This is a genomic window from Candidatus Cryosericum hinesii, from assembly GCF_003570985.1.
GTDB lineage: Bacteria > Caldisericota > Caldisericia > Cryosericales > Cryosericaceae > Cryosericum > Cryosericum hinesii.
In genome coordinates, this window is the sequence record NZ_QXIW01000031.1 from 43,540 (window position 1) to 59,111 (window position 15,572).

14 protein-coding genes are annotated in these 15,572 nt (G+C 55.0%); 2 read left to right on the plus strand and 12 right to left on the minus strand.

Annotated features, from left to right (window positions below):
• The first annotated feature begins 14 nt into the window (after positions 1 to 14).
• Positions 15 to 1,088 carry an aspartate--ammonia ligase gene (gene asnA, locus SMC3_RS06780; RefSeq protein ID WP_243621770.1) on the plus strand — a complete coding sequence of 358 codons (1,074 nt, stop codon included), beginning with the start codon at positions 15 to 17 and terminating at the stop codon, positions 1,086 to 1,088.
• 17 nt (positions 1,089 to 1,105) lie between these two features.
• Here the strand turns inward: asnA and SMC3_RS06785 are convergent, their stop codons facing one another.
• Positions 1,106 to 1,552: a flavodoxin family protein gene (locus SMC3_RS06785; protein WP_165846650.1), complete on the minus strand. Its 447-nt coding sequence runs from the start codon at positions 1,550 to 1,552 to the stop codon at positions 1,106 to 1,108.
• A 302-nt stretch (positions 1,553 to 1,854) separates the two neighbouring features.
• On the opposite strand from SMC3_RS06785, the gene SMC3_RS06795 reads away from it, so the two are divergent.
• The gene (locus tag SMC3_RS06795; RefSeq protein WP_119088223.1) at positions 1,855 to 2,223 is read left to right on the plus strand and encodes a hypothetical protein; all 369 of its coding nucleotides are present in this window, start codon (positions 1,855 to 1,857) and stop codon (positions 2,221 to 2,223) included.
• Positions 2,224 to 2,304: 81 nt separating this feature from the next.
• On the opposite strand, the gene SMC3_RS06800 is transcribed toward SMC3_RS06795, so the two are convergent.
• The 11 genes from SMC3_RS06800 to SMC3_RS06845 form a co-directional block, all read right to left on the minus strand.
• Complete coding sequence (locus SMC3_RS06800; RefSeq protein WP_207799710.1) at positions 2,305 to 4,221, minus strand: ABC transporter ATP-binding protein; 1,917 nt, start codon at positions 4,219 to 4,221, stop codon at positions 2,305 to 2,307.
• On the minus strand, positions 4,214 to 6,004 hold the full coding sequence (locus SMC3_RS06805; protein ID WP_119088222.1) for an ABC transporter ATP-binding protein: 1,791 nt from the start codon (positions 6,002 to 6,004) through the stop codon (positions 4,214 to 4,216). Before SMC3_RS06805 ends, SMC3_RS06800 begins: the two co-directional genes overlap by 8 nt.
• Complete coding sequence (locus tag SMC3_RS06810; RefSeq protein WP_165846651.1) at positions 6,001 to 6,513, minus strand: MarR family winged helix-turn-helix transcriptional regulator; 513 nt, start codon at positions 6,511 to 6,513, stop codon at positions 6,001 to 6,003. The genes SMC3_RS06805 and SMC3_RS06810 overlap by 4 nt, the downstream gene beginning before the upstream one ends.
• Positions 6,514 to 6,670: 157 nt before the next feature.
• On the minus strand, positions 6,671 to 8,842 hold the full coding sequence (locus SMC3_RS06815) for a DUF4424 family protein (RefSeq protein WP_119088220.1): 2,172 nt from the start codon (positions 8,840 to 8,842) through the stop codon (positions 6,671 to 6,673).
• A gap of 80 nt (positions 8,843 to 8,922) precedes the next feature.
• A complete protein-coding gene (locus SMC3_RS06820; RefSeq protein ID WP_119089959.1) occupies positions 8,923 to 9,774 on the minus strand; it encodes a hypothetical protein in 852 nt (283 codons plus the stop codon).
• Between the two features lie 157 nt (positions 9,775 to 9,931).
• Positions 9,932 to 11,659 (minus strand): hypothetical protein, encoded by a 1,728-nt coding sequence (locus SMC3_RS06825; RefSeq protein WP_119088218.1) that lies wholly within the window; start codon positions 11,657 to 11,659, stop codon positions 9,932 to 9,934.
• Between the two features lie 39 nt (positions 11,660 to 11,698).
• Positions 11,699 to 12,190 (minus strand): hypothetical protein, encoded by a 492-nt coding sequence (locus tag SMC3_RS06830; RefSeq protein WP_119088217.1) that lies wholly within the window; start codon positions 12,188 to 12,190, stop codon positions 11,699 to 11,701.
• Between the two features lie 43 nt (positions 12,191 to 12,233).
• On the minus strand, positions 12,234 to 12,659 hold the full coding sequence (locus SMC3_RS06835; protein WP_119088216.1) for a hypothetical protein: 426 nt from the start codon (positions 12,657 to 12,659) through the stop codon (positions 12,234 to 12,236).
• Between the two features lie 119 nt (positions 12,660 to 12,778).
• Positions 12,779 to 14,254: a PQQ-binding-like beta-propeller repeat protein gene (locus tag SMC3_RS06840; protein ID WP_165846652.1), complete on the minus strand. Its 1,476-nt coding sequence runs from the start codon at positions 14,252 to 14,254 to the stop codon at positions 12,779 to 12,781.
• A 159-nt stretch (positions 14,255 to 14,413) separates the two neighbouring features.
• Positions 14,414 to 14,620 (minus strand): hypothetical protein, encoded by a 207-nt coding sequence (locus tag SMC3_RS09290; protein WP_126850806.1) that lies wholly within the window; start codon positions 14,618 to 14,620, stop codon positions 14,414 to 14,416.
• Positions 14,621 to 14,623: 3 nt separating this feature from the next.
• On the minus strand, positions 14,624 to 15,256 hold the full coding sequence (locus SMC3_RS06845) for a hypothetical protein (protein WP_119089960.1): 633 nt from the start codon (positions 15,254 to 15,256) through the stop codon (positions 14,624 to 14,626).
• Positions 15,257 to 15,572 lie beyond the last annotated feature (316 nt).

The window sequence follows — 15,572 nt, forward strand, 5'->3', positions numbered from 1 at the left end:
AATGGGAGACGCACATGAAAATGGAGACGGAGACAGCTCAGACATACATCAGTGGCAGCCTTTGCCTGCCGGAAGGGTACTCGCCGGCACTGTCGCTCCGGGAGACCGAACAGGCCATCAAGTTTATCAAGGATACGTTTCAGAGTGGCCTTGCGGCCGCGCTCAACCTTGCGCGTGTCTCGGCGCCGCTGTGCGTGACTGCAGTCTCCGGTCTCAACGATCACCTCAATGGCGTCGAGACGCCGGTCCGGTTTAGCATCCGCAGTATCGGTGAAGATGTCGAGATCGTGCAGTCTCTGGCCAAGTGGAAACGTGCTGCTTTGGCCGACTACGGCTTCGGCCATGGCGAAGGCCTCTACACCGACATGAATGCCATCCGACCCGACGAGACACTGGACAACCTGCACTCCGTGTACGTTGACCAGTGGGACTGGGAGCGTGTCATCAACGCCGACGAACGCACTGTCCCTTTCCTCGAGGGAGTCGTACGAGACATTTATGGCGTCCTGCTCCGCACGAACCGGCTCGTGCGCGAACGCTACCCTTCAGTGCCAGCCCTGGAGCTTCCTGACGAGCTAGTCTTCGTGCGCAGCGAGGATCTGGAGTCCGACGACCCTGATCACACTCCGCAAGAGCGGGTAGACCGCATCTGCCGTGAATCGGGCGCGGTGTTCGTCATTGGCATCGGCGCGCCACTGCTCAGCGGTGTCCCCCAAGACGGGCGTGCGGCTGACTACGATGACTGGTCGACGCCCACGGACGAGACACATCATGGCCTTAATGGAGACTTGTTTATCTGGAATCCCGTCCTGGGTTGTGCGTTCGAGCTCTCGTCGATGGGCATCCGTGTAGATCCGTCTGCCCTGCTGCGTCAGCTTAAAACACGCGGTGAACTCGCCAACCGGGACCTTCCATACCATCGCCGCCTGCTTGCGGGCGACCTGCCTCTAACTATCGGCGGGGGCATCGGACAGTCACGGTTGTGCATGCTGCTCCTGCACACGGCGCACATCGGAGAGGTCCAATCCGGTGTCTGGTCCGGCGCCATGCGGTCTGCCTGTTTCACCGCAGGGATACCTCTGCTCTAGAACGGATGCGTGAAGCGCTATCCGGCCAGGACGCTCCGCGCAAACTCCTCCGCGCCGGTCAGGTCCTGGGCGTTGGGGTGGCGGAAGCTGAAGAACAGGAACTTGCCCAGGCAGAAATAGTGCTTGCTCATCACCGGGATTCTCCGTTGTGCCAGCAGGTCCTTCATGATCCCCACCGCCATCTCCTTGTTCCCCTCGAAGCCCGTGCCGAACACTGTCACGTGTTTAACGAGGGCGGGGTCGAGCCCTTCGATGAATTTCTTGACTGATGGGTCGATGTCCTTGGCATGGATCGATGCTCCCAGGAATAGCATGTCCACGGGCTCACTCACTGTTGCTGCGCTCACTGGCTCCGCGACGCAGCCCGCCGCGCTTGCCATCGCCTCGGCGACCCTCTTCGTGTTGCCTGTTCTGGACTGGTACACTACTCTGACACGCATGTTACCTCCGTTGACTATGTTCATATCTGGCTCCATAGCCGCATCGATGGCAAGCGCTCGCGGTCGGGTTCGAATACCGTCTCGTCCCCCTCAAGCGCCATACCGAATAATGTAGGAATATCTTCGCCAGACGCAAGAGTCAGGAGAGGTTGGGATGCGCTTAGGTGGAATGTGACGACGGTCCCCTGCCTGGCGCATGCCATCGGACTGCCGTCGTTGGATGCGAAAAAGGCCACAGGAACTCTCTTGGGGTTATCATGTTATAGTGATGAGGCATCTGAATGCGTTCGTTGTCTCAACGTGATCCAGACAGAGGTGGAGGAACGATGAAAAAAGTGGTGGCTGTCCTGATACTGATTGTGGTTGTGGTCTCGTTGACTGCATGTAAGGGTCGTGAACCTGTGAGCTTCGAGGAGTTGCTCTCTCCCTACAATGCCATCGGCCATGTGCGTGCTCGTGACGTGGAGAGCATCACACGGGGAATGACGTACCGGCAGATCATCACGCGACTTGGCGCCACCCAGGACATCGGCAGCGGTCTCCACGTTGCGGTGTACGTTGTGGACGACAAGGAAAACCTGTGTTTCTCCATCGCCGACCCGGACCTGGCCTGCACGAAGAGTGGAACAGAACTGTTGCAGAGTGCTCAGCCTATCGTCGACGAGAGTGACAAGATCGGTATCAGGGCGTCGTGATGGCCCAGTAGAGAAGCATCAGAGTCCTCCGCGCAGCTCAAACAAGCCGCGCGGATAACATTTGATCTGGGTGAACGTTACTTATTCCAGTGCGGATTGACCGGTGTAGAGCTGGAAGTACCGACCTTTTTCAGCGAGCAGGCTGTCGTGGTTGCCGCGCTCGGCGACCTCGCCATGCTCCAGGACGATGATGGCGCTGGCATTACGGACGGTGGAAAGGCGGTGAGCAATAACAAACACTGTTCTGCCTTCCATGAGCGCGTCCATGCCTTGTTCGATCAGGCGTTCAGTGCGCGTGTCAATGGAGCTCGTTGCCTCGTCGAGGATCATGACAGGCGGGTTGGCGACATAGGCGCGGGTAATCGCGAGCAGTTGGCGCTGCCCCTGAGACAGGTTGCCACCATCGCCCGTAATGACAGTATCGTATCCCTGTGGCAAGCGGCGGATGAATGAGTCAGCGCTGGCGCGCTTCGCAGCCAATCTGCAGTCGTCGTCTGTGGCATCAAGCCGTCCGTACCGGATGTTGTCCATGACCGTGCCTGTGAACAGGTGCGTGTCCTGCAGCACCATGCCGAGCGAACGGCGCAGGTCACTCTTGCGGATCGTCTTGACGTCGATGCCATCGTAGGTGATGATCCCTTCCTGCACGTCGTAGAACCGGTTGATCAGGTTAGTGATCGTCGTCTTGCCCGCACCGGTCGAACCGACAAAGGCGATCGTCTGACCAGGTTTTGCATACAGCGAGATGTTTTTGAGAACAGGAGTCACCCCGTCATACGAGAACGTGACATGGTCAAACCGGACATCTCCTTTGAGAGGCACAAGTTTATGCCCATTGTCTCCCGGGACACTCCACGCCCACTCATTAGTTTTAGTATCCCCTGGAGCCTCGACGATAGTGCCGTCTTCCGTGCCGTCTTCGGCATACGTGACATTCACGAGCGTAACCGTTCCATCGTTGACTTCTGCCTGGTGGTCCATGACCTGAAAGATGCGTTCCGCGCCTGCGAGGGCAGCGAGCACGACGCTCAACTGGTTCGTGACCTGGTTGATAGGCTGGCCGACCTGGTAGGAATATTGCAGGAAGGCGACCAGCGACCCAGTGTCGAGGTGCCCGGTGATAGCAAGGACGCCGCCAACGATCGCAACTGTTGCATAGCAGACACGGCTGAGGTTCCCCATCAGCGGCATCACGACGCCAGACAAAAAGGTCGCAGTGGCTGCGGATGAACGGAACTCCTCATTAAGACCAGCAAATTCGCTGCTGGTCACCTGTTCGTGTCCGAACACCTTGACGACCTTCAGGCCGTCCACCATTTCTTCGATGTAGCCGTTGAGCTCGCCCAGGGACTTCTGCTGAGCCCGGTAGTAGCCCGTGCTCTTCTTGCTCAGGTTGATGCTCAAAGAAATCATGAACGCCAGGATGACTGCGGCGACAGCGAACAACGTGGGGCTCAGTACCAGCATCATGACGAGCGTTCCAACGAACGTCAGGGCGCCAGCGATCAGTTGAACGACACTTTGTTCGATCGCCATCTCGACATTATCGATATCATTAGTGAAACGGCTCATCAGTTCACCGTGCGTATGCGTGTCGAAGAACCTGAGTGGCAGGTCCTGCATCACTTCAAAGAGGTTCTTGCGCATCAGGTTGGCGGTCTTCTGTCCGATTGTGACCATGATGCGGCCTTGAAAGTACGAAGCGACCACACCAATCAGGTAGATGCCGGCCAGGACGGCAAGGGCACCTGCCAGTCCCGTGAAGTTACCGGGGATGATATAGTTGTTGACCAGTGGTTTCAAGAAGTACGAGCCGGCAAGTGCGCTGCCAGTGCTGATGATGAGCATGATGCAGACGACAATGAGTGCATATTTGCTGGCTCCAAAGTATGCCAGAATGCGGCGTATTGTTGCCCCGACGTTCTTGGGTTTCTGGAACGCCATGCTGGGGCCGGTGCCGCGTGTGGGCACGATCGGGCGCTGCTGTTGTTCAGCCATTGACGACCACTCCTTCCATCTGTGATGCGCAGATTGCCTGATAGGCTGGATTGTTTGCAAGCAGCTCAGCGTGGGTCCCAATCCCGACAACGCGGCCATCATCGAGCACGATGATCTTGTCGGCTTCCTGCACCGAGCTGATGCGCTGGGCAATAGTCAGGATCGTCGTATCCTTGAGGTTCTTGCGGAAGGATGCGCGGATCTTTGCCTCTGTAGCCGAATCCACAGCGCTTGTGCTGTCGTCCAGGATCAGGATGTGTGGCTTCTTGAGGAGAGCGCGTGCGATACACAAGCGCTGCTTTTGACCGCCCGACACATTGACGCCGCCCTGTCCGAGGTCGGTGTCATAGCCATTCGGGAAGCTCATGATGAAATCATGGGCCTGGGCATTCTGTGCGGCCTCCTCGATCTCCTTCTGTGTCGCAGCAGCATTTCCCCACATCAAGTTTTCACGGATGGTGCCGGAGAAGAGTACATTGTTCTGCAGTACCACGCCGATGGAACTTCGGAGCGTTGCAAGCTTGTAGTCGCGGACGTCAACGCCGTCCACGAGGACCTGCCCGTCAGACACATCATACAGGCGTGGGATCAGGCTCACCATCGTTGATTTGCCAGAGCCCGTACCGCCGACAAGTGCAACGAATTCGCCTGGCTGGATAGTAAGGTTGATGTCCGTCAGGACGTTTTCACCCTTGCCGGTCGCAGTGTATTTAAAGTCAACATGGCGGAATTCGATGGCACCGTGCTGGATGGCCAGTTTCTCTGAGGGTGCTTCTGCATTGACAGGAAGGTCGGCTACTGCGCGAGGTGCCACGTCGGATTGTTTGTCGGCAATGTCTGGCGTGGTGTCAAGCACTTCGATGATGCGCTCAGCGCTGGCTCTTGCGCGAGCGAGCATCATGAGGATCGTGGAGACCATAAGGACGCTCATGAGAATCAGCATGACGTAACTGATGAAGCCGACCAGCTCTCCTGTGCCCAACTGGTGGTTTCCGACCATGTGACCTCCAAACCAGATGACGGCAATGGTGGCTCCGTTGAGGACGAGGAGCATGATCGGCATGATAGTTACGACAAGGTTTCCGGCCCTGATGGCGGTATCGCTCAACTCGTCACTGGACTTCTTGAACTTGGTCTTCTCATGAGGCTCACGAACAAAGGCTTTGACAACGCGGATGCCGATCAGGTTTTCCTCGACAGTGCCGTTCACGGCATCGATCTTTGCTTGCACTGCCTTGAAGAATCGTTCTGCCTGTCCCACGATAAGCCAGATCCCTGCCACAAGCACGGGAATAGCGATGAACAGAATGATTGCAAGCTTGGCGTTGATGGCGATGGCAAAGACGAGCGCGCATATCAGCATGAGCGGTGCACGCGTCAGAAGGCGCATACTCATGAGCAGCGTGTTCTGAAGTTGCGTCACGTCGTTTGTGAGACGCGTAACCAGGGAGGCAGTACTGAACGTGTCAATGTTTGAGAATGAGAATGACTGAACTTGGTCAAACAGTGCCTGGCGCAAATTGGCGGCAAACCCTTGGCTCACTTCAGCCGCAAGCTTGTGGTTAATCGAACCAAACAGCATGGCAACCAGTGCAAGGCCGATCATCAGAATACCGACTTGAATAATGTATTGCAGATTCAATGCCGGGATCCCTTTATCGACGAGCTTCCCCATCAAAAATGGCATAGAAAGCTCACAGACAACATCGAGCATGACGCAGAGCGGTGACAGGATGATCAGCAACTTGTAGTTGCCAATGTAGCTCCACAATTTCTTGATCACGTTGTTTCCTCCTGCTTCATGAATGTTGGCACCTGTGCGCCCATGGCCACAAGGTTCTCCATCATGCGGCGATAGTAGCCTTCCAACTGTTTTCGTTCTTCTTCCGAGAACCCCTTGAAGGTGCCTGTGTCGACATGCTGAAAGGCTCGAATGCAGTCGTCGACGACGTGCAACCCCTTGTCGGTGATGGCAAGGTGGTTACGCCGCAGGTCAACTGGGTCAGTTGACTTGCTGATGAGCCCCGCCTTCTCCATGCGCCTGATCGAAACGGCAACGGTCGCAGGACTGACGCCTAACGCCTCCGAGAATCCTTTCTGGTCACACTCGGCGGCGACCTCATGATTTCGCAGCATGAACAGGATCATTGGTTGTCCGACCTTGCTCAGGCCCCGGCTATCCATTTCTTTCTTCAGGCAGCGCCGGTGCATCTTGTTCACCGCACGAAAAAACAGTTCCAGGTCGTCTGCGGAATAGCTCAGTACTTCTTCTTGTTTATGTTTAGCTTTCATAAGCTGCTTTACCTCACTATTTTCATGTCGGCTAATCATTAGCCGACATACTAATACAGAATAGTATAGAGCGACTTCACCTATGTCAAAGAGGTTTGCTCCACCCAGTTCTCACATTCCGACGACAAAGGTGAGTACTAGAGGCCGCTTTCGGAACTCATGTGAGGAAGTGGCGAGATGTCAGGAGCATTCCAAGCACCAGCCCTGCAACCAGTCCTGCGATGCCGGCAAGGACGACCCAGAGGGTACCGCGGGTTTCGACGGCGCGCTCAGTGGGCACAGTCTTTGCGACAGTCCCGTCTGCAGTGTAGGTGACCATTGTCACGGACGGGTTTTTGCCACGAGTCTGTTCGACCAGATCGAGGTTGTGCTGCAGTGTCTTGTCGATCTCAGAGTCCATGGACCAGGGGAGCGTGCCGTACGAGGCAACGATCTTCTTTAGCTCTGCCTCAGCTTTGTCACAGAGAGCATTGGCCATCGGGACGCTGGAGTCCAAGGTGACGGTAACGCCTCGGCCAGCGTCGAAGCTGATCTTCGGGGCAATCGCCTGCAACCACGTGCAGCTGCTGGACTGCATCGAAGAGTCGATCATGGCATCGCCTGGATAGTCAAACTCCATGCCACTGTATGCTTTGGTAAACATCAGATTGGTGGCACTCGTGTCCGCTGCCGTCGTAACGATCTTCTGGCATTCTTCGGCATTTCTGACTTCTACAAGAGTCATGATAGACAGGTAGTCATCGGGATTCGTATCGGAGAATCCACTCTCGATCAAGCCGTTGTTGGAATAGTATTGGACCAGTCCCGTTTTGTTGTCGATTGCCGGCATCGTTTTCCAGTCCGGTTGAGACGACACTGTGAAACCTTTGACAATCTGTGCCTCCGATGACGGCAGCGTCTGATGCAGGATGATGCGCACGCGCCAGGCGGGGCCTCCGACGATCGTATCTATCTTCTGTTGCTGGATCTCGACGTGCGGGACAATGGACACACCAACCAGCAGGCGGGGATTGTTCCAGGAGCTGATAAACCCCAGGACTGCCTCCAGCACTTCCTGGTATGCATCGCTCTCCTGGATTCCTTCCTGCTTGGCGTATGCTTGCGACTGATCCAGTTCGTGGATAGCACTCAAGCTGTACCCACCTGACATGGACTCGCCGGCCATGTTGACCGTCAGCCACGGCAGCAGGCGCGCCTCCTCCGGTGACAGCTTCGTGACTGACATGCCTGCATCGAGTAGTTCCCGATACAGGTCGTGCGCTCGTATCGATGGACTGGTTCTCCACCTGTCGACGCCGTTCAGGAAATCGCCCGTGACTCTGTAGTAGGAGAACCGGGCATCGTATGCCGCCCTGAGAACGCGTGCCTCTGCGCTTCCGTGCGTGCAGTGGTTGAGCGCAGTGATCAGCGTCCGCTGGACATAGTCTGCATATGCGCTGGTCTGAAGGCCTCGTACGAATGCCTGCGGGGTCGACGAGACTGCGCCCTCGGACTCCGACACTGCAGCGTACCGCCCGACGACGCTGTCCGGCAGCAGTGCCATCGCATACCGATACCAGTCTGCCCCTGAGCCGGTCCGTTCTGCAGTTTCCTTGAGTGGGCGCACGCTTCGACAGAACACCGGCGACATGCTCTCGATCTCGATGTCCTGCAGCGGCTCATAGTTGGTGAGGTGCCACAGGATGTGGTTGCCTTGGGTATGGTATCCCGCGGGCTGCACCGAGAGGAGGTCCGGGAAGGCGGCCGGGCGGCCGAAGTTGACGTCGATGGTCAGGTCACCAATGGGTCCCTTCCACAGCCGCCCTGTTTGCAGGACATAGAGGAAGTAGCCAGCTCGGGGAAGGATCCTGTAGGTGACGTCGACAACCCGCGTTTGCCCGGTCGCAAACGATACCTCATAGGCACTCCACATGTCGTAGGTCAGCTCGCTGCCGGCAGTGACCTTCTGTCCCTCCAGCATGTGGGCTATGATGGCAGTGCCGTCCACGGTGACGGTGAACTCCGGGCCGAACATGCCAAATCCGCTGAGTTCTTCCCGCCCGAGGGGAAACCCCATCTTCTGTGTCACGGCCTTTCCCTCGTTCCTGAACCAGAAGCGGGCGCGCACGTTGACGTAGTCTGACTGGTGATCGGGTATCGGCGTGATCTGATTCGTGTAGTCGATGGTCAGCACTTCGCGTGTCATCCGGATATCGTTGCTGGTGGTCGGCACCAGGACGCCCGCCGAGAAGTAGACGGGGCCACTGTCAGCCATCGCAGCTGCCGGCAACCCCGTGCACAAGAACGCTGCGATAATGAGTGCCGATAAGATAAACTTGTTCTTTGCCATGCTTCCCTCCATCACGTGCTTTCGACGAGAACGGTGGACAAGGACCTGGTCACCAGAGCCGTCAGCGAGCCACATTGCCTCTACTGCACAAAACGGAACTTCTTGACGCACCAAATGCCGGTCGGGCCGGTACGGACAGGCTGAATCAGCACAAGCTGGATCGTGCGCCCGTCCTGAAGGCTCACGGTCACGTTGCGCTGCCCATTCGGCTGCTTCTCATCCTGCACATTGCTCACAGTGCTCCCTGGAATAGCAAGTTCATGCACCAAGAAGTCAAAGGCCACGAGTTGCGGTTTAAGGAGTTCTGGCAGATGCCCATTATCAACTTCTTCTTGAAGTGCAGGCATCTTATCTGAATCGATAGGCTTCGTTACCAGTACAGAACTTTCCGAGTCAAATCCGTTATCCCCGGCAGTCTGTTCGAACGCAAGCGGGCTCGAGATGTAGACATACGGGTAGTCCTGCCAAGGATTCTGGAGGATTCCGAACACGTCATACGACTGTCCCACAACAATCTGAGGATATGTGATGCCACCATACGCAATGGTACCGTCTGGAAGCTGCTCCGCCTTGGTTAAGAGCGGTCGACAGAGATAGAGAATCACCGTGTTATGTTCCGGATTCTGCCCAACGATATTCGTAAACGAAGTGATTTCTCCCAAAATTGTCCTAGTGTTCTGGACGGAGGTTACCTTCACGGTAGCCGAAAAATCTGCAGTGAACACGCCCGTCCCTCCCGCCAGGACGTAGTCAGGGACATTCTTCGTATATATAGTTGCCCCTTTCTTGATTTGTGTAGCCATGTCATCACCGACAGGAAGGTCAATTGAGGACTTCCCATTAGGCGGAAACAAGAAATATGTGCCAGCATAGATGACAAGAAACAATACAATCCCAATAGCGATAAACCTAAATAAATTGTTAGTATTCATGCTATGCACCTCGAACGCGTGCTTTCAATAAGACTGGTGGACAGGAACCCGGTCACCGAGCCGTCAGTGCGCCATATCGGCTTGGCAGCGCAGCGGAGATCATACCTCCCACTACAAAACACAGTGAAGCTCCATGGACTCAGAGCGGCTGTGGATACTATGGAACCTTTGCAGCCGCAGCTATGGATTCGGCATCGGCATAGGCTTGTGCAACAGTAACCCAGGCAGAACGAATGTTCTTGAAGTACTGAGTTGCAAGAACCCAAGCGTATCCCCGTGGCGGTCCTTCATCCGCGTATACTTGAAGAGAGCCGGCATCGACCGTACCGGCCTGGTCGACATCGGCAACAACCTTGATCATATAGTTTGTCTCCGTGGGTGTGTTCATGGCGGATTCAATGGTGTTGCGCCACTCCGAGATGTCATCTTCAACAGCCTTCCTGGCAGCAGCAGATAGTTCGGCGCCGTGATCACGAAGATACTGAAGCTCTCCAACGATTATCGGTTGTGTATCGGGATCACCGCTATTCATGGCATTCAGTGTTCCGAGGAGCATCATAACTTCCATCTTGCCTGACTTAACCTGTTTGCTGGCGACCGTGATGACAGGCTCAGCAGTCAGGTGATGATCCCCCGCTGCCTCTGCCTGTTCAGCAAAGGAACGCGCGGCAGTGAGAAACACCTGCTCATCGGCACTGCCCGTTGATGTCCCCGTAAGGGTCGTATGGTTCTCGAACAAATCGACGGAGGGAAAGGACAGGACATCCCGTGCGTTATCGACGGGAACAGGTGTTCCACGGTGTCCTTGACCATCAAAGCTGGTGATTGAAGTTGCGTCAGCATAAAGGTTGCCGATGACTTCTCCCGAAGCAGATATGGCATAGTACATGGTGGTGTCCCAGGTAACATCCGGATACCCAATGATCAGTATGCCGCCATCACTGGCCAGTGAAGCCTGGAGCGGTGCTTGTATAGTGGTTGGTCCTTCACGACGGAGCTTCTCAAGAAGCGTATTTATCTTCTCTGGAACTGTCACCGAGGACGCGGCTGCTGACGTGTCAACGCAGTAGATCTTTCCATGCGCATGCGTGAAGTAGAGGAGCGGACCAATGCGCGCAAAATTTGCGCTCTGCCCTTCGATAAGGTCTGTCCCGTGCCCAGTCGTATCGGTGCACTGTACCCACGTTGCTTTCCCGTTGTTCATGCGGAGAAGCAAGAGAGAGATTGTCACTCTGCCTTTCCATCCCACGGCCAAGACAAATCCGCTGTTTGTGCTCCCGCTTCCGTACACAACGGTAAGCTGTGACAGTCCAGAAGGAACCGGCACAGTCAGGGTCTGTGCTTGGGACTCAGTAGCGAGGGGAGACTCTATGATCGGGATGGTCAGGCCGTCCAGCGTCTTTTGTGAGGAAAGAGGGACAAGTTCATGTGGAACGGTGACAAAAGCGTTCTCTTTTGGAGCGTACCAACGGGAAAGGCCCGGGCTTAGATAAGCGGAAGAGGAATGCTGTGTTCCTTCGGGCGGCACAAGGATTTGAGCGTTGTCTGATGTTGCCGTGAGAAGCGGCTTGTTGCTACTGTAGTCCCAGACCTGAACAGCGAGAAGGGGTGCACCAGTGAACCAGTGCAGCGGATAGGTAGAATACTTGCCGTTCACGTGCACAACAGGCGTCTGAGAGTTTGTGACCGTATTCTGTCCAATATCCCACACGAGGGGAACCGCGTCATAGTCAGGTGCCGGCGTATCCATGGGCAGGTTGGGGGTCACGTACCTCATTATGTGGACTTGGACATCCCTCACAGCGGTCTTCGGGGCGCAGCCAGTCGCAAGTCCAATCGCTGCGACCAGAGCTAGAACCAATACCGTACGTGAGCCCCTTCTCATTTCATGCCTCCAACCGCAGATCTCGTGCAGGAAGAGTTGTCATGTCACGTCATCAACAAGCCATGTGCCATTGACCTTCTTGAGTGTGAGCGTGATGGGTGTCTCTCCTGCATTGCCGCCGTGTGCCAGTGCATCGCTGTCCATCATGATTTGGTTTCCAACCACCGCGTAAGACCCGTTATCCAGCCTCTGTACGGAGACAATCTCAATGCCTTCCGGCCATGGGCTGCTTGACGCAGCCCTTCCTGGGATCCTCGACGTGTCCTGAACGAACGCCTGATAGAGCCGGTCAGTAATGAGCTGTTTCAAGTTGAAGTCCATCGCGGTAATCACGTCCTGGTCGGGGGCGATCAGACCCACATCCTTGAGGCGCGCGCCGAACTCGCCAACAACCCGGTAGATCGCGTTGATGTCTGCTTCATTCGGGGGAGACGTTGTGGACGGTTTAAACAAAAAATACATGCCAACAGAGATGACAAGCAGCACCACCATGCCTACAACGATAAACCTGACCAATCCGTTAATATTCATGCTATGCGCCTCCAGCGTACCATTCTAACAAGAGCAACATCTATTACCTCTGCAGGTGCAGGGTTTCAGTGCCACCGTTCCAGGTGATGGTAAGGATCAAACCATATGCAAGTTGTGGCTCGGAGAGAAGGATGTTCGTGTTATGCGTCACCCATGGATTGAACGGTCCGGACGCACCGTTTCCTTTCGTAATCATTCCATGCAATCCGGTGAGCTCATACTGTACATCCGTGAACTTGCCCGGAGTGCCGGTCCACCATACTTTGAGCTCATCGAAGGAGCTTGTGCGAAAATCTTTGTCTAGCTTTTGCACATGAACAACGTCCTCCGCTTTCCAGTGCACAGAAGAACCGGTAAGCGTCGTAGTTCTTTCAGGGAGAAGCAAGAAAAAGTACAAGCATATGCCGACGAATATGATCGACAAAGACACCCAGATGACGATTGCAGTTAGCTTCTTGTTTCTTCTCACTATACCCCCCAACACGTACTTTCAACAAGATTGGTGGATAGGAACCTGATCACCAGAGCTGTCAGCGCGTCGTATTGGAGACCACGGTCTGCGCTATTTCTGGCTCTCATCATGTACCTTTACTTCCACATATTGACGTTGCCATTTGAAGTGATGATATAGAATCCCTTGTCTACGGGCTGAAATACGAACATTCCGCTGGTGGACTTCTCTCCAATCTGCAGATTAGAGATACGTTTGTCCCACAGTCTCTTGCCAGTGGTTGGGTCAAGTGCTGCTACAAGTCCACCGCCGTCTTGTACATACAGAACATCTCTGGTCGTCGTCAACGTCATGGCCGGATATGTATCAATTGATTTTATCGTATTCGGGCCATCTAAAACAGAACCCTTGGTCGGTGCAAACCGATAGTTCCACATTTCCTTGCCGGTGCCAAGGTCAAGAGCCATAAGTTCTCCTTCGCTCCCCTGAAGATAGACGTGCGTATTATCGATGGCAAAGGGAGTAAACGATCTAATTTCGAACGTTGCGTCAACTTTGCGAGTCCAGAGCCTTGCTGCCCCGTTATTACCAATCTGCCACACGTCGATCCAAGGATCGGAAGACCTGGCATTGCGTACAAAGACCAACATGTCTTTCTGCTTGACAAGGTTACTGCCTTCTCCATCGATGCTCTCTTGCCACAGTATCTTGTTCGTCGTGAGGTCAAAAGCTACAAGAGAAGACTTCTGGGCGGGGTACTCAGCTTCCGTAGATTCAGGGATGCTCGCATACAGTGTTGCGCCATCACACAGTAACTCTCCGCTACCATTAGACAATGTAAGCGCAGGCAAATCCATGTGACCGAGTAACTTTCCGTCGGCCCCATCAAGGATGTAGATGCCAGGATTGGATGTTTTGGGCGTCATATCTGGCACTGTCGTAGCACTGGGATCAGGAAGAGGCACTGCCGCGACCAGTTCGCCGACAACGTATAGTCTGTCTGCAAGACCGTTTTGCTTGCTAATGTGCATGGCAATTTCGCTGTTGGCCTCAAAGAAGAAAGGTGAAGCGGTAAACATGTCGTTCTTCCAGATCGTGGCGCCGGTTGCCTTGTCAAGACAGACTATGGATACGGATGCCGTATTTGCGTTCAGTTTGGTGTCAAAGGTGAGCACTGAGCTGACGTAGAAGAGATGGTTGCCACTCGAATAGAGAGGAGTGTCGGTCCATGTGCGTGCGTTGGTACACACAGACCACAGTTTTTTGCCCGTCGCCTGGTCCCAGGCTGTGGTCCACGTGTCTTGGTCGCCGTCGCTTCTATCGCGGTACGTGAACGTGTAGATTATCCCGTCCAGGAATTGCGGCAGGCCGTCGCCAGAGTCGTTGCCCATGTTCAGCTCTTCAGTTGGGTATGACGCAGCGACTCCTGCGGGTGCCACAAGGAGGCCGCCTACATCGACAAAGGTACTATTGACAGTGCCCGACGTTGTGCTGTTGCCAGAACCCGGTACTGTTGACTTCTTACATCCAGCTATGGCAGTACTGAGCAGCGCCAGTACAAGCAGTCCCGCAATGATCCATGGGCGCTTCTGTGATCGTTTGTTTGTGTTCACTTCTTGTCCTCCGTCTTCCCCTCTTGACCCAATGCTGGATGGGGCCCAATCACCAGAGCCGTGCCGCAATTGATTCCTCGTTCCACTAGAACAACGCGAATACGGGATTTTTGCTGAAGCTACCCGTCCCCCGTCTCCCATTGCCATGGTGACATGAGTCTACACGTTCCCTTGGTGGTGCTGCAGCAGGTCGCCACGGCTCAGGACCTTCAACCGCAGGGTGTCAGCAACAATCGCGAACGCCATCCATGGAATCAGCATGCGCGCATCACCACATACAGTGAGCCAGCCTCGTATGCGTCGCTGCGATGTTTTCGACCGGATATCTTCCATTTCCCGCGGCTCCAGAATCCTATCGTCGTTCATGGTCTACTGGCCCTTCAGTTGGGTGCAGACCTCGGCTACCTGCTCCACTATTACCGTGCGAGCAGAGGAATCCGTCTCGGTGACATATCTCCCAATGAGGTCGGATGCCTTCTTCAGATTGAGGGAGAGATTCTGCAGATAGGTGGAATCCTGTGGTGTCAACGTCCCCTTCTGGGAGACGCGTCCGGCAATGTCCTGAACGCTGGCGATCGGTTCATGGGGCGCCTCGGAACAGGCCAGACACACATCGGTCATGAGTCGTGCTGCCTGGATTTCCTTCGAATCAACAGAATCAAACCCTAGATCCTTCTCATTCAGTGGCATCGCTGCTATGCCGATGTTGGCCATCGTTTCAAAGCGTCCTGCAATGGACCCTGCCAACTGACTCCTCGTGAGTGGTGTCATGTATCCGGTCGAGGCTGTCAATATGCCCATGTCTCCCTGCAACTTCGTGATCTCACCCCGAAGAAACTCGACGCTGTAGTTGTCGGCGGACATGATTCTGCCAAGGAGTTGATCTTTTGTCGGCAGTTGATCTCGGGTAGGCGCACAACCCACTGCCATAAGAACCACGGCAAGCAGAATGCTCATGAACGTGGCAATTATCGAAAAGGATCGTGATGTCAGTGTCTTCATGCTATGCGCCTCCAACATGTGCTCTCAACAAGATGGGTGGCCTGAAACTCGGTCACCAAGCCGTCAGCGCACCATATCCATATGGCGTCGCAGCGGAGATCATACCCTCCACCACGAGTGTAACGCGTTAGTGATGTTTTTGCTAATCGGCAGGACAGAAGGTCCGAAATGCCAGAACTTTACTGTCCCATTTCACGCCATTGGCGGGCTTGACCTTCTCCTCCGTCCGGCGATAATCAGACCAACCGGTCGGTTTGTCTGCCAGGGGTCAAAGCGTCGGAGTACAACAAAGCAGGAAGAGCGTCTTTGGCAGACC